Origin of the sequence: Paraburkholderia sp. BR14312 (assembly GCF_040948675.1) — a bacterium.
In the GTDB taxonomy this organism is placed as follows: Bacteria; Pseudomonadota; Gammaproteobacteria; order Burkholderiales; family Burkholderiaceae; genus Paraburkholderia; species Paraburkholderia nodosa_A.
Map to the genome: position 1 here is coordinate 54,573 of NZ_JBFPKI010000001.1, position 19,274 is coordinate 73,846.

The 19,274-nt window shown below is 60.8% G+C and carries 11 protein-coding genes; 5 read left to right on the forward strand and 6 right to left on the reverse strand.

From position 1 onward, the window contains the following. Positions 1 to 180: 180 nt before the first annotated feature. Positions 181 to 2,982 carry an AAA family ATPase gene (locus AB3X98_RS00215; RefSeq protein ID WP_368603107.1) on the forward strand — a complete coding sequence of 934 codons (2,802 nt, stop codon included), beginning with the start codon at positions 181 to 183 and terminating at the stop codon, positions 2,980 to 2,982. Between the two features lie 115 nt (positions 2,983 to 3,097). Here the strand turns inward: AB3X98_RS00215 and AB3X98_RS00220 are convergent, their stop codons facing one another. The 3 genes from AB3X98_RS00220 to AB3X98_RS00230 form a co-directional block, all read right to left on the reverse strand. Then, the gene (locus AB3X98_RS00220; protein ID WP_368610195.1) at positions 3,098 to 3,241 is read right to left on the reverse strand and encodes a hypothetical protein; all 144 of its coding nucleotides are present in this window, start codon (positions 3,239 to 3,241) and stop codon (positions 3,098 to 3,100) included. 1,815 nt (positions 3,242 to 5,056) lie between these two features. Then, positions 5,057 to 5,323 (reverse strand): Txe/YoeB family addiction module toxin, encoded by a 267-nt coding sequence (locus tag AB3X98_RS00225; RefSeq protein ID WP_342948101.1) that lies wholly within the window; start codon positions 5,321 to 5,323, stop codon positions 5,057 to 5,059. After that, on the reverse strand, positions 5,320 to 5,580 hold the full coding sequence (locus AB3X98_RS00230; protein WP_069262059.1) for a type II toxin-antitoxin system Phd/YefM family antitoxin: 261 nt from the start codon (positions 5,578 to 5,580) through the stop codon (positions 5,320 to 5,322). The genes AB3X98_RS00225 and AB3X98_RS00230 overlap by 4 nt, the downstream gene beginning before the upstream one ends. A 796-nt stretch (positions 5,581 to 6,376) precedes the next feature. On the opposite strand from AB3X98_RS00230, the gene AB3X98_RS00235 reads away from it, so the two are divergent. From AB3X98_RS00235 to AB3X98_RS00245, 3 genes are all read left to right on the forward strand, one after another. Then, the gene (locus tag AB3X98_RS00235; RefSeq protein WP_368603108.1) at positions 6,377 to 7,060 is read left to right on the forward strand and encodes a hypothetical protein; all 684 of its coding nucleotides are present in this window, start codon (positions 6,377 to 6,379) and stop codon (positions 7,058 to 7,060) included. Between the two features lie 318 nt (positions 7,061 to 7,378). Then, on the forward strand, positions 7,379 to 7,750 hold the full coding sequence (locus AB3X98_RS00240) for a YciI family protein (RefSeq protein ID WP_069262408.1): 372 nt from the start codon (positions 7,379 to 7,381) through the stop codon (positions 7,748 to 7,750). Next, positions 7,747 to 9,015, forward strand: a complete 1,269-nt coding sequence (locus AB3X98_RS00245) for an RNA polymerase sigma factor (protein ID WP_368603109.1) — start codon at positions 7,747 to 7,749, stop codon at positions 9,013 to 9,015. The genes AB3X98_RS00240 and AB3X98_RS00245 overlap by 4 nt, the downstream gene beginning before the upstream one ends. Before the next feature lie 118 nt (positions 9,016 to 9,133). Here the strand turns inward: AB3X98_RS00245 and AB3X98_RS00250 are convergent, their stop codons facing one another. Next, positions 9,134 to 9,547 (reverse strand): hypothetical protein, encoded by a 414-nt coding sequence (locus tag AB3X98_RS00250; RefSeq protein ID WP_176732822.1) that lies wholly within the window; start codon positions 9,545 to 9,547, stop codon positions 9,134 to 9,136. A 345-nt stretch (positions 9,548 to 9,892) separates the two neighbouring features. Here AB3X98_RS00250 and AB3X98_RS00255 point away from each other — a divergent pair, with 345 nt between their 5' ends. Then, complete coding sequence (locus tag AB3X98_RS00255; protein WP_368603110.1) at positions 9,893 to 10,852, forward strand: hypothetical protein; 960 nt, start codon at positions 9,893 to 9,895, stop codon at positions 10,850 to 10,852. A gap of 84 nt (positions 10,853 to 10,936) precedes the next feature. Here the strand turns inward: AB3X98_RS00255 and AB3X98_RS00260 are convergent, their stop codons facing one another. Beyond that, on the reverse strand, positions 10,937 to 13,096 hold the full coding sequence (locus tag AB3X98_RS00260; protein WP_368603111.1) for a response regulator: 2,160 nt from the start codon (positions 13,094 to 13,096) through the stop codon (positions 10,937 to 10,939). A gap of 8 nt (positions 13,097 to 13,104) precedes the next feature. Further along, on the reverse strand, positions 13,105 to 19,149 hold the full coding sequence (locus tag AB3X98_RS00265) for a HAMP domain-containing protein (RefSeq protein WP_368603112.1): 6,045 nt from the start codon (positions 19,147 to 19,149) through the stop codon (positions 13,105 to 13,107). Positions 19,150 to 19,274: the final 125 nt, after the last annotated feature.

Consider the following 19,274-nt stretch of genomic DNA (forward strand, 5'->3'; position numbering starts at 1 on the left):
CAGGCACTGCTCGCGGAACTCGACGACCAGATTCGGGCGGGCGCCACGGGTTTTTACATCCAGTCCACTGAGGAACGCAGGCTCGACGATCTTCTCTCCGATCTGTGCAAACAACGCTCGCTGCGGCCGCTCGAATGGAACCGGGCCTATGGCTGGACCCGCTTCGACAACAAGCAGCCGATGCGCGACGAAGGCGCGCGCGTCTACGACCTCGCAGCCGCGCTCGAAGGCATGCTCGACGAGCCGCTCGACGGCCGCCTGCTGATCGTGCGCCATGCGCAACTCGCCCTCGAAGGCAATGGCATCGCGCTCGCCCGGCTCAAGCTGCTGCTGGACCGCCTCTCGCGGCATCATGGCGGGCGCGCCGCCGTCGTGCTGATCTCCGAGCGCTTCGACGTTCCCATCGAACTCGAAGCGCTGCTGATGGTCTATGGGCTGGCTTTGCCAAGCGGCGACGAAATCGAGGCTCAAGTCCGCGCGCACTACGCGCTCGCGCCGGATCTTCTCAAGCGCCTTGCGGTGGCCTGCGGCGGCCTGAACCAGGCGGAAATCGCGCATGCGCTCTCGCTCGCCGACGCGCAAGGCACGCGGCGGCTCGACGAAACCGCGCTCGCCGTCGTCGCAAAACAAAAGGGGCAAGTCATCGCCAAGGGTGGCGTGCTCGGGATGGTCGAACCGGATGCCGGGGCCGACAAGGTCGGCGGCCTTACTAACCTGATAACGTGGCTCAAGAGCCGAGCCGACGTGATCCGTCGTCTCGCAGAGGCAAAGGCATTCGGCGTCCAGGCGCCCAAAGGGGTGCTGATTGCGGGCATGCCCGGCTGCGGCAAGTCGCTGACGGCCAAAGTGACGGCCACGATGTTCGAATTGCCCCTGCTGCGTCTCGACATCGGCTCGCTTCTCGGCAAATACGTGGGCGAGAGCGAACACAACATGCGCCGCGCGCTGCAGACCGCAGAGGCCATCAGCCCGTGCGTGCTGTGGATTGACGAGCTTGAAAAGGCCTTCGTCGGCATGGGCGGCGCCAACGCGTCAGAGGTCACCTCGCGTCTGCTCGGCTACTTTCTCACGTGGATGCAGGAGAAGTCCGGCGCTGTCTTTACGATCGCGACCGCCAACGACATCACAGCACTCCCGCCCGAGTTGCTTCGCAAGGGACGGTTCGACGAAATTTTCTATGTGGGATTTCCCGATGCACGAGAGCGGCGCGAGATTCTCAACATTCATCTGAGCCGGCGCTCCCAGGACCCCGCCAGGTTCGATCTCGCGGCGCTGACCGCGCAGTGTCGCGGCTTCACCGGCGCCGACATGGAAAACGCTGTCAACGAAGCGCTGGTGACGGCGTTCAACGAACACGAACCACTCACGCAATCGCGGCTCGAAGCCGCGATTGCGCAGACGAAGCCTCTGCGCGAAACCATGCAGAAGAAGGTTCGTGAATACGAGGAGGCCTTCGAGAAGCTCAAACTGAAATCCGCCTCGATCCATGAAGGCATGAGCGTCGCGGAAATGATTCGCCTGGCCGAGGGCGAGAATCCTGCCCGACGCATCGATGTGGCCACGGATGAAGAGGTGCCGGAAGATCTGCTCGAAAAGCTCGCGGACGATCCCGAGCTCGATGTGCGCCGCGCCGTGTTCGAACACCCTCGCTGCCCGGAATCAGCGCTTTCCGCTCGGATCAACAAAGGCGAAGGCAAAGGCGCCGATACCGAGATATTTGCGCTTGCGTGCGCACACAGACGCGCGCCGGTCGATCAGCTCGAGCGCGCAATCATGGCAAGCAACTTCCCCGAAGCCGTGTTTCTTCGCGTCATGCGTGTCACGTCCGCGCCTGAGCGCCTTTTGAGGGCCGCGGGCTACGTCGCCGACGGTGATAAACCGCTCGACCGGAAGAACGGCATAGATTATGGATATAGCTATAAGGCCGGCCCGCTGCAGGAGGCGTTGGCTACCAACCCAAACATTGGCATCGACCTTCAGCTATGGCTCGTGTCAAATTCGGCACCCGCCGAAATTCCCCGCGTGCTTGCATCGAACACGTCATTGCACCAGGCGGTTCAGGACTTGCTCGCCACGACCGGGGATCTCCGCGTGCGCGTTAATCTTGCGCACAACCGCATAGTTGAAGCGGTTCAGGAAAAGCTGGCCGTCGACACCTCAGTCACAGTCCGACAGGCGCTGGTGGACAATCCCGCATTGACCGATGCGGTCCAGCGCACCCTCGCGAACGACGCTGACAACAAGGTGCGATTCAAGCTCGCCGCAAGCGAGCACGAGACCGCCCTGCTCGCCCTGCTCGACAGCGAAGACAACGAGATCGTCAAAGCCGTCCTCGCGAACCCCAAGATGTCGGAACGCGTCATCCGCGACATCATGCTCCGGCCGCTTAGTGACACGCTGCGGCTTGTGAATATCATCCAGACCAGCTTCGGCGTCAATGAGCGTGTCCTGGAAGAATTGGTCATCCACCAGCATCATGCTGTCCGTCATGCGGTGTGCGAACAGTTGGCAGAGAAGCTCGACGACCAGAAAAGAATCCGGCTGCTCTACGACAACAGCATCGACGCCGATTCTCGCAAGAGCGTCGTTTCACGCCGTGTGTCCGAAGGTGTCGTGCGAGCGCTCCTCGAGAGTGAATCCAGCGTGCTGCGCACATACGGGTGCACGTTGATGGAAGCGAACGTCGGCCTGACTTTGAGTGAAGGCTTCTTCGAATTGCTGCAAGCAATGACGAACTGGAGAAGCGGTTTGATCCCCAACGAGCTACTCGCGGACCATAAAGTCACGAATGTGCGCATTCAGAGCGCGTTAGCTAGCCATTCCAGTGCGGAAATCAGAAGGCGCCTCGCCCGCTGGAACATCGACGAAAACGTTCGTCGACGGCTCGAATCTGATAGCGACGACAGCGTGAGATCTGCCGCCGCCGAGGGTCGGGCACTCTTCGGCATTCCGCCAGAACTCGCGCACACGCCGGAACTTTGAGTGCAGCGCGTGCGGCAATGGATGGATTCATTGCCGCACGCCTGTTTGCGCCGTGTTCATCGAGGTGATTCGACGGGCTGCAGCGAAGCGCGCCGTCCGGACAACGCGTGTCCAGTTAGCCGCATACGATGAATGCTATTGCGCCGGAATGACTGGCGCCGATCTTGTGAGAGGAGTCGATCACCATGCCGTACAACAACTCAGCACTCGAAACGCTTGCCGCGTTCGCGATCACTTTTGCGGCGGGCGTCGTGTCCACGTTTGCGATCGGAAAATACATCGAAAAGGTCCGGCGAGACGCAATTGACTCCGTTTCGCGCCCGGCGTGAGGACTTTGCCGCCGAACTCCCGGAAATGATACTTCTCGACTCTGGAAGGCTCGTAACGGGATCAGCCTTTATTCGGGAAGCTAACGGACCGGAACCCCGCACAACGATGAAGCTGCGTAGCGAACCGCATCAAAATTGACGGAGAGTGAAACAACAATCGGAACGGTTTTGCGGAGCGAGACCACCCCACTCTCTATGCGGCGTCGAGCGGCGAAGGCGCCTGCATCGCGGTGCACCTTATCGATCTATTTGCCAAATACGGTGGTAGACAAAACACCCGTGACGAACACAATAGCAACTGCAGCGAGCGTTTCAAGCGGAGAGTTGTTCGAGAACATTCGCCCCCTCCTTGCGCTGCCATTCAAACGCATTGCCGACGCGACGGTTCACGATGAACCCTGTTCAGTTCGCTTCAAGTCGCCGCTGAACTGTCTTGATGTGCACGACTTGAATGCCAAGCCGTCTGACCGCGCTTGGTCAATGCCCGTCCTGGCTGCATTCGGCGAATTTCAGTCACTCGACTGGGGATTCAGATCGCCGACAATTCCGCGTGCCGTGGTGAAGGAGCTGAGTCTAGCTTGTTTTAAGAATCTAATTCCAGGAATATTGAGGCTTTTCTTGTGCTTGGTCCAATTTTTAAAATCACGAAAACCTGTAAATCCTGCGTGTGGTCTACGACATATAGCGTCGGGCCCATGGATAAAAATTATCTCGATTGCCTCGTTTCGCCGCCCGCTAACAGGCTTCTGAATTTTTTCACAACAAAGGAAAAATTCGCTTGTCCGAAGTGTGGTGGGAAGAATTTTGAGGAAAAGAGGACGGTTGTGGCACTCAGCTGAATCGGGGCTTCCTAACCGTGATTAGCGGAAAGCCTTGGCGCTCGGTCATCGCATGCTTACTACTTTTTCATTAGCTTCGTGATTGCCGCGATCCGCGTCGCCATCCGCAGGGCCGACGTGTCATGTTCATCTCGAACTACCGGCTACGGGCACACCGCCACTGAACAACATCAAGAGACTCAGCTCGGAAGCCGCTATCGATGTTCTTCCACATTAAAGGGCTCGCGCGGATCGAGCAGCGACCGCCACGTCCGGCACAGAGCGGGTCAAACCCGGTCATTTACCTGCCGCCCTCGCCTCTCCGCCGAACACGTCTTTCGAGAGCGAACTGCGAACATAGTATGCATGCCACGCCCGCACGTTGTCCCGCTACTTTCGACACTACAGATCGACTGTCAACCGAAGGAGCATTAACGCGCCCCCAGCTCTTCCAAAACGCCGGAACCGTCTCGCGCTGCTGGCATATGTGCGCGCCCGGCAGCCTGTAAATTGAAGCGCAGGGATCGCCGCTTTCGCCACGCAGGTGATAGCCGGGAGACGGCGATGTGGTGTCGATCCGATGAATCCCGGCTGGGGCTCGTCATGCATGGGAATGTCGCCTCAAGCACTGACCGGCCTCGCCTTCAGCATGCCTGGATGCAGGCATCGCGCCGTCAGGTGACCGGTCCTGGTCAACGGCACGCAGGCGCGTGCGCGTACTGGGCGGCTGCCCTTTCCTGGACGCGAATGCTTCGACCGCAAAGCGAAGCGACGCTCCCCAGCAGAAGTGCCCCAGATCAGCAAAAAGACAGCTTGCAGGTCAAATGCGCTCCGATCTACCGCTTACCGGTTCGCGTCCGGGATGGGCCGGCAGTCATGCCTGGAGAATTCGGGCAGCCTCGCAATGCAGCTGGACGATGGCGTCGATCAATAGTGGTAGCGACACGAAATGATGTTGATCTGCGCGCGGTCTATTTCGTAGACCAGACGATTCGTCTCATCGATCCGGCGTGACCAGAAACCCGTCAGGTTTTCCTTCAATGGCTCGGGCTTGCCAATGCCCTCAAACGGGGAGCGCTGCGTATCCTTGATGAGTTGATTGATCCGCTTTAACGTCTTTCTATCCTGCCCCTGCCAGTAGACATAGTCGTCCCATGCCTCGGCGGTCCACATGATGTTCAAGGCGCCGCTCATTCGCTGTCTTCGACCAGCTTGCGGGACTTGACCTTGCCCGACCTTGCCTGCGCGATTGAGCGCTCCAAATGGGCTACGTTGGCCGGGGAGCGCAGCAGGTGGACCGTTTCCATCAAACTGTCGTAATGCTCCTGAGACATGACGATCGCGTTGGGTGCGTCCCGCCGGGTAATGAGCGTAACGTCTACGTCATCCACTACCTGGTCAATGACGCGCTTCAGATTCGCGCGGGCGTCCGAAAAGGGAATCGTGCGCATGCACCCTCCTTCGAGGCAGATTTGTACCAAATATCGTACAAGTCTACCACGCGCCTCATTCATGTACAAGTACTTGTACATATCCTGCTGCACGCATCGGCAGCTTCCTCCGACGAGTACATTGGAGCGCATGAGACGCAAAATCACGCGGCAACACCTGCCAACTGCACCTTCCTCGGAAAAATGCAAGGACGTCGACCATCGACGCTCGAGACGCCCATGACAGCCAGAGGCAAGCGACCGAGCGCGCCACCTGCCCTGCCGGCTGAAGTAATGCGCCGGGAACCGGCGGTTAGGGGGTGTCGGTGGAGGGGACCGTTAGTTGCACGGCGGGCGGAAGCAAGGCCTTCGATGGTTGGCGCCCATCAGCACTGCCGCGCGCGCCGGCAATCTGGGCGCTTGGGATCAGGGCCCGCCAGCGGAACCGGACGCTGGCACGGCGCCGTGTCGCTTCTCCCCGGGCGAGATGACGTTACGTCATGAAAGCGCCAGCCGTGCAAGCGGCAATCGGGTCGGGCAGGCTCATTTCTGCCGTTCGCCCCGCGGTTTAGCCGGCCATTCACGCGGCCGCGCGGGCGTCCTGACGCTGCGCCCACAGTTATCGAACTGTACGAGCCCACCAACAACTCACTCCCGTTCAGGCAAGTCGACAGGGAATGCGCCCTTTTTTTCGCTTCAAAAGCGCTTGCCGGTCTCTGATGCCAGATAGGTATAATCGCCGCCCGGGTGGCGCAAAAATCAAACAAGGGGACATGTCGTGCGCGCGACAATGGCAGTGGTAATGGCAGTTGCGGTAATGAGTGTGACGACGGCGGCCGCGGCCTCCGTCGAGTATCGCGAACAATCGATGCCGCCGGATGTGTGTCACGGCATCGTCGCGAAACGGACCGAGGCAACAGGTCAGATCTCGGTCGGTGCGGCTGCGGGCAACGCATGTGTTTGCCAGCCTGCGGGCGCCGTACCGCGCGCCGCGGCAGCCCGCCCTGCGCCGCCGTCGGGCGATCATAAAGACCAGGATGACGACGGAGCACTCAAGGCGGGGGCAGCGATGCTCGGGCTTTGGCCGAAAGACTCCGGGAACCATACAGGTCATGTCGTGACCGGGCAGATTGTCCGCAACGTTCGGCACGAGCCGGTTGCTGCCGCACACGCGCCGGAGGGTGGATCGCATCACGCGTTCAGCTATGGCCGTCACGCAAACGTTTGGCATGCGCCGAGTACTGTCGCGCGAACGACAACGGACGCGCCGCCGCATCGCGCTTCAACCGGCAACAGTAAGGACAACACCCGGCACAAGCCGGTCGCTGGCGCGCGCCTGGCGGCAAAGATACTGCCGCACAGTGACGGCTCGCGACGTTCGCTCGCAACTGCCGCCGCTCATCCGGTGCCGCATCATCGCCTCATCGTCGAGACGAAACCGATGCAACCGAAGGTCCTGCCAAACTCGCCACGACGGGAATTGCCACCCATTCTCAGTTGATACTGCATATAAACTGCGCAGAGATTCGCTCTCTGCGCTTCGTTTCGCGCAGCGGCACGTCATGCGACATTCCCGCCAATCGCTCGATCTGGTCACGGCATGACGCATCGAGAGATCACCTGGCGTTCTCCGCGCTGCGTGCAATCGAAACTGACGGGCCGTTAGTTGCATTGATTCATCGACCTCTTGCTGCTGCCGCTTGACATCTGCCCTCCGCGATTTTTTTGATGCGCCTTGTCCGTCAGCATGACGCGAGAGCGTCATTATGATGGCGGGACGATGGAATTCATCCGCCTCAACCCCATGACGGAGGCTCAAATGGAATACCTGTTGATGATCTATTCGGAAGAAAACAGCTGGAACCAGATGACCGACAGCGAGCGACAGCAAGGCGTCGCCGCCTATCACGCATACACGGAATCGCTCCAGAAAGCGGGGGCGCTGGTGGGTGCCAACCGGCTGCAGCACACGAATACGGCCACGACCGTGCGGCTGGTCGACGGCAAGCCGCAGGTGCTCGACGGTCCGTACTCCGATTCGAAGGAGCAGCTCGCGGGCTACTACCTGATCGACGTACCCAACCTGGACGCGGCAATGGCGTGGGCGTCGCGGTGTCCAGGCGCGGCGCACGGCATCATGGAAGTGCGCCCGGTCTGGACCGCTCCGTACGACGCGCCATCTGCTGCATGAGCCAGTCCGGCGGCGGCCGTCACGCTGACGCCGCCGCACATCCCATTGCCGAGGCCGTCGCGCGCCGCAGTTATGGCAAGCTCGTCGCGCTGTTGGCGATGCGCACGCGCGACGTCGCCGCGGCCGAGGACGCACTCGCCGACGCGTTTGCGGCGGCGCTCACGGACTGGCCGGAGCAGGGCTGCCCCGCGAGCCCCGAAGCCTGGCTGTTGACCGTTGCGCGCCGCCGGGCGATAGATGGCGCACGCCATCGCCATGTCGGCGACGCAGTGGTGAACCAGCTCGCGATCCTCGCGGAAGAGATCGACGAGTGTGAACCCGGCGCGTTGCCCGACCGGCGGCTCGCGCTGCTCTTCGCGTGCACTCACCCTGCACTCGAGGCCGCAATTCGCACGCCGCTGATGCTGCAGGTCGTGCTGGGCCTGGAAGCGAAGACGATTGCATCCGCGTTTCTGATGTCTCCCGCCGCCATGAGCAAGCGCCTCGTGCGCGCGAAGACCAAGATCCGCGAAGCGGGCATTCCGTTCAGCGTGCCCGAGCGTGAGGAACTGCCCGGGCGGCTCGACTCAGTGCTTGAGGCTGTCTATGCAGCGTATGCGGAAGGTTGGACGGACCCGGTCGGCGGTGATACCGAACGGCGCGATCTAGCCGACGAGGCGCTGTATCTTGCACAATTGCTCGTCGAACTGCTGCCCGAGGAACCGGAGACGCTGGGTCTGCTTGCGCTGATGCTGTTTGCGCAGGCGCGGCGAGATGCCCGACGCGATGCGGCCGGCGATTACGTGCCACTATCGGCTCAGGACCCGGCAACATGGAACGCACCGATGATCGACGCAGCCAACGTACTGCTGCGGCGCGCGAACGCGTTAAATTCAATCGGTCGCTTTCAACTCGAGGCCGCGCTGCAGTCGGCGCATGTGCATCGCTGCCGATCGCATTGCCCGAACTGGGACGAGATCGTGCAACTTTACGATGGGCTGCTCGCCATTGCAGCTTCGCCCGTCATCGCGGTGAACCGCGCACTGGCACTGGCGGAACGCGACGGCCCACAGGCGGCGCTCGACGCGCTCGCGCCGTATGCGGACGATCCGCGGCTGACTGACTACCAGCCATACTGGGCCGCACGTGCCAATCTGCTCTCGCGTGCCGGCGCTACGACCGAAGCGCTTGACGCCTACGATCTCGCCATCGGCCTCGAGCGCGATCCGGCCGTGCGCCGGTTCCTGCAGCGCAAGAAACTGGAACTTGCATCGGCGGGCAGCTAGGGACGCGTGGCGATGCGAACGTCCGCAATGGAACGTGCAGCCGCCCCACGGCCGCGGGTCACCGACCGTCCGCTATGGCCGAGCTGCTGCGTCTCGTTGTCCGTCGGAAGCGCGTCGATCACCCGTGAATCATCTTGCCAGGTCCGTGATGTTGCGGCTGAATGGCGGCGAAAACGTGCGCCTCCTTCTGTAGCGCCGTCAGAATCTCAACGGCCTGGGCATACAGCACGAGGCCAGCAACACGCACGAACGTCTCACGCGAGCGGGCGATCGACGCAATCTGCTCCGAGCACACAAATACAGTTTCGCGGGCATCTCCCGCAATGACCGTGTCCTGAAGGATCTGCAACTGATGAATGATCCGAGCGAGGAATATGACTCCCTCACTCTTATGGGGAAGCGTCGCTGATAAGCGTTCCAGGTCGTCAATAGTTTGACGCAGCCGCGATAAAGTCGCCCGATCCATTCTCGTCTTCTCCTTGTTTTCTTCCTCTTTCCGCGGTGGGTCGATACAAAAAGTACCACTGGCCAATCTCCGAACTCCGTTGCCATCTCTCGCCCGACCCTTCTTTATCGGCATCTACGCACGAGTCTGTAGATCCATACGACGAACCCAGTCTACGTTTATGCAAAACGCATTCACCGGGACAGGTTGAGCGCGGCGACGGCTTCGCAGTCCGTTTCATCGAGCGCCAGGGCGATGTTGTGCCGGCTCGATGGCGAGATCGTTCGCCGCAAGATAGTTCTCGATCGCGCGGCGCATCGGACCGGCCACATCCGAGCCTTTATCAACCGCCCGCGAGGCATGTCCCTTGCGCGGACCCAGACGAACAAGCATACATTCGTGGATGGTGGGCCATCCCGATCCAGGACCCTTATGTCCGATTTTATCGAATCCGAAATTCATCGGTCTCGCAGAGACCGCGTCACGACGCTGGTGCGAACGATAGTGCGCACGCTGACCATTCTTGCGGCAAGCTATTTGCCGTGCGCGGGGCTGTCTGCTCAGCCAGCTGACAATGCCACCAGCTTGCGCGCCACCTACGAGAGCCTGAAACCACAACTCGACCATGCCGCGTTTCATCGCAGGCTGTATCTCGATTCCCGCGAGTCCCCCTCAACCGTCACGGGCGAAATCTACGCTGTGCTGGACTACCCATTCGGGACCGTCAGTGATGTATTTAATGACCCGACGCAGAGCCCGAAAAACTGGTGCGATGTGTTGATCCTGCATCCCAATATCAAGTACTGCCACGCCTCTGCCAACAGCAGCGGCGACACGCTGACCGTATACGTCAGTCAGGAGGAAGTCGCTGAAGAACTCGCGTCCACCTACCGTCTGCAATTCGATTACGAACCGGCAACCACCAGCCCGGGATACTTCCGGCTAAAACTGCACTCCGATAGCGGGCCGCTGAACACCCGCGATTATCAGATCGTTCTGGAAGCGGTGTCGCTCGGGAGTGGTCGCACGTTCCTGCACCTGACCTATGCGTATAGTTACGGGGCAATCGGGCGTCTCGCCATGAAGGGCTATCTCGCGACTTTCGGTCATGGCAAGGTCGGCTTCACCAACCTCGCGGAACCGTCCGCGGCAGAGCCGAAATTCGTCGACGGGGTGCGCGGTCTGGTGGAACGCAATACCATGCGTTACTACCTGGCCATCGATGCCTATCTCGGCGAACCGACGAGCCTACCGGACAATCGCGTGCAGCAGCGCCTGAGCAACTGGTTCAGTGCCAGCGAGCAATATCCACGGCAACTGCACGAAATTGACCGGCAGCAGTACATGGAGATGAAACAGGAAGAATACCGGCGCCAACAGGCGCGACCGTAGGGGCTTGCCGCGCGCTGCTGCTGCGCCGCGACGTTCTGCCTGCATGCCTGGCACGTGGATCACTCGGCAGCCGCCTGCAATTGCTTAGGCGAAAGCGCCGTTACCAGGCGTCTTCGACTGTCCGTAGTCTTCGATGATGCCGATCAGAACGTTGAGATCGGCCGGCTTGACCAGGTAATGATCGATACCGGCATCGGAAGCGCGGTTTCGATGGTCCTCCTGGCTGTAGCCGCTTATGGCAATAATCAGGCTGCGCGGCAACGCTTCGTCGGCGCGAAGATGCTGCGCGACTTCGAAGCCTGACATACCAGGCAGTCCGATATCCAGGAGAATGACTTCCGGCAGAAATGCACGTGCTTGCAAGAGCGCTGTGGGGCCATCAGAGGCACGCTGAACCTGATGCCCATGTATGCGCAGAAATGCTTCAAGGCTTTCTGCTGTCGCGGTCATATCGTCGACGATCAGGACGCGCGCGCCTTGAGTGCGCCGTATCGGAACCACGTTCGTCTGTGTTTTGGTCAACTGCTGAACCGCGCGTGCCGGCAAGCGGACGGTAAACCGGCTTCCTTTTCCCTGGCCCTCACTCTCGCACTGAACCGTGCCTCCATGCATTTCCGTGAGATGGCGCACGAGCGTCAGGCCGATGCCGAGGCCTCCCTGGCTGCGGTCCAGCGAAGTCTGCCCCTGTGCAAAGAGTTCAAAAACGTGTGGCAAAAACGCGGGATCGATACCAACGCCTTCGTCGGAGACGACAATCGAGGCTGTCGCGCCGTCATATTTTGTCGAGATGTACACGCGCTCCCCGGGCGACGTAAATTTGGACGCGTTGTTGAGCAGGTTTGTCACGATCTGCGAGAGCCTGACGATGTCACCCTCGATCACGACGTCGACATCCGGAGTTTCGCGTATCAGGGTTTGCGAACGCCTGCTGTAGTGCGGTCCGCTCGCCTCGATTGCCCGGTCGATGACGCTCGACAGGAGCACGAATTCCGTACGAAGGGTGACCACGCCGCGCGCAATTCGCGAGACGTCGAGGAGGTCGTCCACAATGCGCACGAGATGCTCCGCCTGCGTTCCGATAATGTCGCTACCCCATCGCAGCACGTGGGGATCCGTCGACTTGGCACTTCGCATCACCGCCACGGCATTGACGATAGGCGCAAGCGGATTGCGCAGTTCGTGCGCAAGCATCGCCAGAAATTCATTTTTGCGCCGGTCGCCATCGCGGATCGCCGAGAAAAGCAAGGCGTTTTCGAGCGCGATTGCCGCACGGCTCACAAACTCGCGCGTCACGGGCCCTTCGTCGATGCGTTCGATCGAGTGGCGCACGCCCAGCACGATGACGCAGGGTTGGGCGGCGTCGACCAGTAACGGCCAGGCCGTCATTGCGTCCAGTTCGAGGGGCATCCCGGTAACGCTGCCGTCGTCGTGGCTGGACGCCAGCACCGGGCTCCCGTCGATCTGGCGCGTTGCCGGGAGGCCCTTCGAGAGGCACTCTTTGACCAGATCGTCGAGTGCCTGCAAAGGCAAAGTCCGCGGCAGCAGGACGCCAGCCGCCTCGGTTTGAGCGCCTGCGTGCGCAGCGTTCGAAATGTACGCAACGGTTTTCGGCGCCACTCCTTCCCCGGCGGTGAACACCAGAACCGCGAGGTCGGCGAGCGCGGGCACGGGCAGTTCAACGATCCTCGCAACGGTATCGTCGACCTCCAGCGAGCGGGTCAGCGCCTGACTCGCGCGGGCGAGAAAGTCGGCTCGGTATCGCGCCTGTTCGGCAGCCGCGCGCTGCGCCTCGACCTTTGCAAGTTCTTCGCGCTCGGCCGCGCGCGCGAGTAGCTGGTTGCGCATCCGGTACATGTCGACAAAAACGCGGACCTTCGCCCGCAGTATCTCCGGAACGACAGGCGAAGATATATAGTCGACAGCGCCCAGTGAATAGCCGCGCGACATTTCCTTTTCATCCACATAAGCGGTGACAAAGATAATGGGCGTTTGCCTGGTTCGCCGGTACGCGCGCATCATCGACGCCGTCTCCAGTCCGTCCATGCCTGGCATGTTCACATCCAGCAGGATGACTGCGAATTCCTGTTCGAGCACGGCCGCAAGTGCGGCCCGCCCGGATGAAACCTCCACGATGTTCTCGCGGAGTTCCTCGAGAACGCTGCGAAGAACGAGGTGCTGTTCAGGCACATCGTCGACAACAAGAATGTTGACCTGATCGCCCTCTTCCCGCGAATACGTTTCCATGGTAGTTCCTACGCATGAAGCCACGCGTTCAGGACGGCAAGCAGATCGGCGCGGTCCACGGGCTTTGAGAGGTAGTCCCACGCGCCTGCGGCGATGCACCGTTCGCGGTCGCCTTTCATTGCCTTGGCGGTTACGGCAACGATCGGCAAGGTTCGACCGGCAGACAGCTTGCGGATCTCGCGAATCGTCATGAGGCCATCCATCTCAGGCATCATGATATCCATCAGCACGGCGTCGATTGCAGGGTCTGTTGCGACCAGACGGATCGCGTCGCGTCCATTGTCGGCCCAGACGTGACGCATGCCGTAGTCTTCGACAACGGTCGCGAGAGCGAAGATGTTGCGCATGTCATCGTCGACGATCAGCACCTTCTTGCCTGCTAGCGCGAGTTCCGACTCCCGCAAGCTCCCCAGTTCCGCCTGCGCCTGCTTGCCGAGTCGACCGGAGCCGACATGCATCGCGGCGACTGTCGTATCGAGCAGATGCGCCGGTGTAGAGACCGGCATGACGACGTACCGCTCGGCCGCGCCCAACCAACGCGCCGGTAATGCTCCCCGTTCCCCGATCAGGACCACCGGCAGCGGCGAAAAAGCTGTGCGCCCGGGCAGCGCCTCGTGCAGTTCGTCGGGCGACATGCTACTCAATCCGTCGACGTCCATGACCAGCGCGTCCACCGACTGTGAAGCGAGGCACCTAAACGTTTCCTGACCGGGCACGGCCAACTGCAACGCGATGCGCTCGCCTGCCAGACGCTGAATAAGCGTTTCGCGCTGCGGCGTTGGCGCTAGCGCAACCAGTACCCGGCGAGCATCGGTTTCCACGTATTGCATCAGCCGGCCCAACGCTTCGTCCAATTGCTCGCGCGACTGGATCGGCTTGGGCAGAAAGCCGAAAGCGCCCGAACTGAACGCGCGCTCGCGTGACTCGTCCGTGGAGACCACGCAAACCGGTACATGACGCGTCGTCAGATCGTGCTTCAAGCGGGACAAAACGCGCCACCCTTCCATATCGGGCAGAAACAGGTCCAAGGTAACGGCAGCGGGCTTGAACTGGTCCGCAAGCGTCAACGCCACGGAACCCAATGACGTCACGAGCCCTTTGAAGCCCTTTTCACGCGCCGCGTCAAGCAGAAAGCCCGCAAACGGGCGATCGTTCTCGACGATCAGCAGCACACGATCGCCCCGCGCGATGTTGCTTCGATCGTCTTGCGCTTCGTCAGCGAAGCTTGCGACTTCTTCCACCACGGCGGTTACAGGTTCACGCACCGCGGGGCCAGTGACCGACTCCAACCGCGCTCGAGAATTCAATGCGACTACCGAACCGCGTGGCTCGTCATGGGTGGCCGTCCTGCGCAGCGCCTTGCCGGGTTCGTTCCCGTACGGGAGATACAGGGTGAAAGTGCTGCCCTTGTTTGGCGAACTGATGAGCCTGATTTCCCCTCCCAGCAGCTTGGACAGTTCGCGACTGATTGCAAGACCAAGGCCGGTACCCCCGTACTTGCGGCTCGTGCTGCCGTCGGCCTGCTGGAATGCCTCAAAGATAATTTGCTGTTTCTCCGCCGAGATACCAATGCCGGTGTCGGACACGGAAAACGCAATGACCTGGTGCGCACGATTCAGGCTCTCGTTATCCGCTGTCCAGCCGTCGAAGGCCTCTTCGATCGATAACGTGACATGCCCTTCGTGGGTGAACTTGAACGCGTTGGAAAGCAGGTTCTTGAGGATCTGCTGAAGGCGCTTCGGATCGGTATGGAGGGACGCGGGAAGTTGTGCTTCCGTGTGAATCATGAAGTCGACCTTGCGGGCTTCGGCCACATGACGGAACGTGCGTTCAACGTATACGGTGAGATCCTCAATTCGATGCTCGGTGATGTCCACGACTACCGTGCCCGACTCGATCTTCGAAAGATCGAGGATGTCGTTAATGAGCATCAACAGATCGTTACCCGACGAATGAATCGCTTTCGCGAAATCGACCTGTTTCGGCGAGAGGTTGCCGTCCGCGTTCTTGCACAGGTTGTCTGAGAGAATCAGCAGACTGTTCAGCGGTGTGCGCAGTTCGTGAGACATATTGGCGAGAAACTCGGACTTGTACTTCGAGGTCAACGCCAGTTGTGTTGCCTTTTCTTCGAGCGCCTGTCGCGCCTGCTCGACTTCGGCATTCTTGCGTTCGACCTCTTCGTTCTGGTGCGCAAGGAGGTGCGCTTTCTCCTGCAACTGCTGGTTGGTCTGCTCGAGTTCCTCCTGCCGGCTCTGCAACTCGTTGGCTAGCGTCTGGGACTGTTTCAACAGGTCCTCGGTGCGGGAATTTGCCTCGATCGTGTTGATCACGATGCCGATACTCTCCGTCAACTGATCGAGAAACGCCTGGTGCGTGGGATTGAGCCGCTCAACCGATGCGAGTTCGATAACACCCTTGACCTTCGCCTCGAACACGACGGGCAGAACGAGCACGTTGTGAGGCGTTGCGTCAAGGAGTCCGGACATGATACGGAAGGGCTCGGTTGCGGGCGACTCAAGCAGAATCTTGCGTCTTTCGACTGCGCACTGGCCGATCAATCCCTCACCGAGATGAATCTGCTTGCCGTGCGTAGCGTGCCCGCCCGAAGCGTAGCTCGCGGTAAGACGAAGGGATGCCGGGCTGGAAGCGGTATCCAGCACATAAAATTCGGCGCGTTGCACGCCGACTACCGGGGCGAGTTCGGAAAGAATCAGCTCGCCGACCGCAACCAGATCTTTCTGGCCCTGCAACATCCGGCTGAATTTGGCGAGATTGGTTTTCAGCCAGTCCTGCTCCGTATTGACCTGGGTAGTGTCCTTCAGGTTACGGATCATTTCGTTGATCGTGTCTTTGAGCGCTGCAACCTCACCCTGGGCCTCAACGGTGATGGAGCGAGTCAGATCGCCCTGGGTCACCGCGGTCGCGACTTCGGCAATCGCGCGCACCTGGGTGGTCAGGTTTGCGGCGAGCTGGTTCACGTTTTCGGTAAGCCCCTTCCACGTTCCCGAGGCGCCTGGCACCTTGGCCTGCCCACCCAGCTTGCCCTCGACGCCCACCTCGCGAGCCACCGTGGTCACCTGGTCCGCGAAGGTTGCCAGCGTGTCGGTCATGCTGTTGATGGTATCGGCGAGCGCTGCGATCTCGCCTTTTGCTTCGACGGTCAGCTTGCGATCGAGATCGCCGTCCGCGACAGCCGTCACGACCCTGGCAATGCCGCGCACCTGGCTCGTCAGATTGCCGGCCATGAAGTTCACGTTGTCGGTCAGATCCTTCCAGGTCCCGGCCACCCCTTGCACATCGGCCTGACCACCGAGCTTGCCTTCAGTGCCGACCTCCCGGGCTACACGGGTCACCTCGGAGGCAAACGAACGCAACTGGTCGACCATCGTATTGATGGTATTTTTGAGCTCGAGGATCTCGCCTTTCACATCGACCGTGATTTTCTTCGAGAGATCGCCGGCTGCCACTGCCTTGGTCACATCCGCGATATTGCGTACCTGGCTCGTGAGGTTGCCCGCCATGAAGTTCACGTTGTCGGTCAGGTCTTTCCACGTTCCTGCCACGCCCTGCACATCGGCCTGGCCGCCGAGCTTGCCGAGCGTGCCGACTTCGCGCGCCACCCGCGTGACTTCAGAGGCGAATGAGCCGAGCTGGTCGACCATGGTGTTGATGGTGTTTTTCAGTTCGAGGATTTCGCCCTTCACGTCCACCGTGATTTTCTTTGACAAGTCACCGGCAGCCACAGCCTTGGTCACGTCCGCAATGTTGCGCACCTGGCTCGTGAGATTCCCCGCCATGAAATTGACGTTGTCGGTCAGATCCTTCCAGGTGCCGGCAACGCCCTGCACGTCGGCCTGCCCGCCGAGCTTGCCTTCCGTGCCCACCTCGCGGGCCACGCGCGTAACCTCCGAGGCAAACGAGCGGAGCTGGTCCACCATAGTATTGATGGTGTCCTTCAGTTCCAGAATCTCGCCTTTTACGTCAACGGTGATCTTCTTTGACAAGTCACCCGCCGCGACTGCCGTCGTGACGTCCGCGATGTTGCGAACCTGTGCGGTCAGGTTGCTGCCCATCGAATTGACCGAGTCGGTCAGGTCCTTCCATGTGCCCGCTACGCCCTGCACATTCGCCTGGCCGCCGAGTTTGCCATCGGTGCCCACCTCGCGCGCCACCCGGGTGACTTCGGATGCGAAAGAGCCGAGCTGGTCCACCATGGTATTGATGGTGTTCTTGAGTTCCAGGATCTCGCCTTTCACGTCCACGGTAATCTTCTTTGAAAGATCCCCGGCCGCAACGGCTGTGGTCACTTCGGCGATATTGCGCACCTGCGCGGTGAGATTGCTGCCCATTGAATTGACCGAGTCGGTCAAATCCTTCCACGTACCGGCCACGCCCTGCACGTCCGCCTGGCCGCCGAGCTTGCCTTCCGTGCCGACTTCGCGGGCAACTCGCGTTACCTCGGAAGCAAACGAACGCAACTGATCCACCATCGTATTGATGGTGTTTTTCAGTTCCAGGATTTCGCCCTTTACGTCGACGGTGATCTTTTTCGACAGATCGCCCGCGGCGACGGCGGTGGTCACCCCGGCAATGTTGCGCACCTGCGCGGTGAGGTTGCTACCCATCGAATTGACCGAGTCGGTCAGATCCTTCCACGTGCCGGCCACGCCCTGCACGTCGGCCTGGCCACCGAGCTTGCCTTCGGTGCCCACTTCGCGGGCCACACGGGTCACCTCCGAGGCAAACGACCGCAACTGATCCACCATCGTGTTGATGGTGTTCTTCAGCTCGAGAATCTCCCCTTTCACATCAACCGTAATCTTCTTGGAAAGATCGCCGGCAGCGACGGCCTTCGTGACCTCCGCGATATTGCGAACCTGACTCGTCAGGTTGCCTGCCATGAAGTTGACATTGTCGGTGAGATCCTTCCATGTGCCGGCAACCCCCTGGACATCCGCCTGTCCACCGAGCCGGCCTTCCGTGCCGACTTCGCGGGCGACCCGTGTCACTTCCGAAGCGAATGAGCGAAGCTGGTCCACCATCGTGTTGATGGCGTTCTTCAGTTCGAGAATTTCGCCTTTCACGTCGACCGTGATTTTCTTCGAAAGATCGCCGGCGGCGACAGCCATGGTCACTTCCGCGATATTGCGCACCTGGCTGGTCAGGTTGCCGGCCATGGAGTTGACGGAGTCGGTCAAGTCCTTCCAGGTTCCTGCAACACCCTGGACGTCGGCCTGGCCACCGAGCTTGCCTTCGGTGCCCACTTCGCGCGCCACACGTGTGACTTCGGCCGCGAAGGTGCCCAGCTGATCAACCATGGTGTTGATCGTGCGTGCCGTGCGGAGAAATTCGCCCTGCAATGCGCGGCCATCGGCTTCGAACGCCATGTTTTTGGAGAGGTCGCCCTGGGCCACCGCGCCGATTACGCGGGCGACCTCACTCGTGGGGTGCACCAGATCGCCGATCAGCGAGTTAATGGCATCCACCGAGTCGCGCCAGAACCCGCGGGCAGCCGGCAACGCGGCACGTTCGTTGAGACGCCCTTCTTTCCCGACGACGCGGCTCAGACGCGCGAGCTCTTCCGACATGCGTACGTTCTGGTCGACGAGTTCATTGAACACCTGGGCCAGCCTGCCGTGCAGGCCCGACCAATCGGGCGGCAGTTCCGCCGTTTCGCCGTCCTTAAGCGCACTCAGCGCGAGAAGCACCGTTTTCGCACGGTCCGTGTCAGGTTCGCCTCGCAGGATAATTGCATTGATATTGGCGGCGTGATCGAGCCAGAAGCCTTCGAGTGCTTCGGCGGACAGGCGCCTTCCGATATCGCCGGGCGTGCGCACAGTCAGATCGCTCGCCACATCCCGCAGCTGGACAGACATCCTGCCGCATTGCGCGGCAAGCAGGTTGTATTCGGCCGCAACTTCACCGTACAGGCCCTCCCAGTCGTCCGGCAATCGCGCTGCGGCGTCGCCGCGCCGGAAAGCGCCCAACGTACGAGCGATTCGCCCAAGGTTGTTTTCCTCCGCCACCGTCGTCATAACCGTAGGAGCGTCCATTTTCACCTCGTGGCCGGGAAAGCCGAGCGGAACCCGATGCAGCCGAGTCATCTGTTTTGTTCTAGTCGATGCAATGCGCCGACGTGCTGAGGCGGTAGTCAGCCTGGCAAAAGTCGGAGAACCGG

Bases quoted from the DNA above. Each gene is read 5' to 3' on its own strand.
- AB3X98_RS00215 (WP_368603107.1), top strand. From the start codon at position 181: ATGCGCGACGAAGGCGCGCGCGTCTACGACCTCGCAGCCGCGCTCGAA.
- AB3X98_RS00225 (WP_342948101.1), bottom strand. From the start codon at position 5,323: ATGAGCGGCGCCTTGAACATCATGTGGACCGCCGAGGCATGGGACGAC.
- AB3X98_RS00230 (WP_069262059.1), bottom strand. From the start codon at position 5,580: ATGCGCACGATTCCCTTTTCGGACGCCCGCGCGAATCTGAAGCGCGTC.
- AB3X98_RS00235 (WP_368603108.1), top strand. From the start codon at position 6,377: ATGAGTGTGACGACGGCGGCCGCGGCCTCCGTCGAGTATCGCGAACAA.
- AB3X98_RS00240 (WP_069262408.1), top strand. From the start codon at position 7,379: ATGGAATACCTGTTGATGATCTATTCGGAAGAAAACAGCTGGAACCAG.
- AB3X98_RS00245 (WP_368603109.1), top strand. From the start codon at position 7,747: ATGAGCCAGTCCGGCGGCGGCCGTCACGCTGACGCCGCCGCACATCCC.
- AB3X98_RS00255 (WP_368603110.1), top strand. From the start codon at position 9,893: ATGTCCGATTTTATCGAATCCGAAATTCATCGGTCTCGCAGAGACCGC.
- AB3X98_RS00260 (WP_368603111.1), bottom strand. From the start codon at position 13,096: ATGGAAACGTATTCGCGGGAAGAGGGCGATCAGGTCAACATTCTTGTT.
- AB3X98_RS00265 (WP_368603112.1), bottom strand. From the start codon at position 19,149: ATGGACGCTCCTACGGTTATGACGACGGTGGCGGAGGAAAACAACCTT.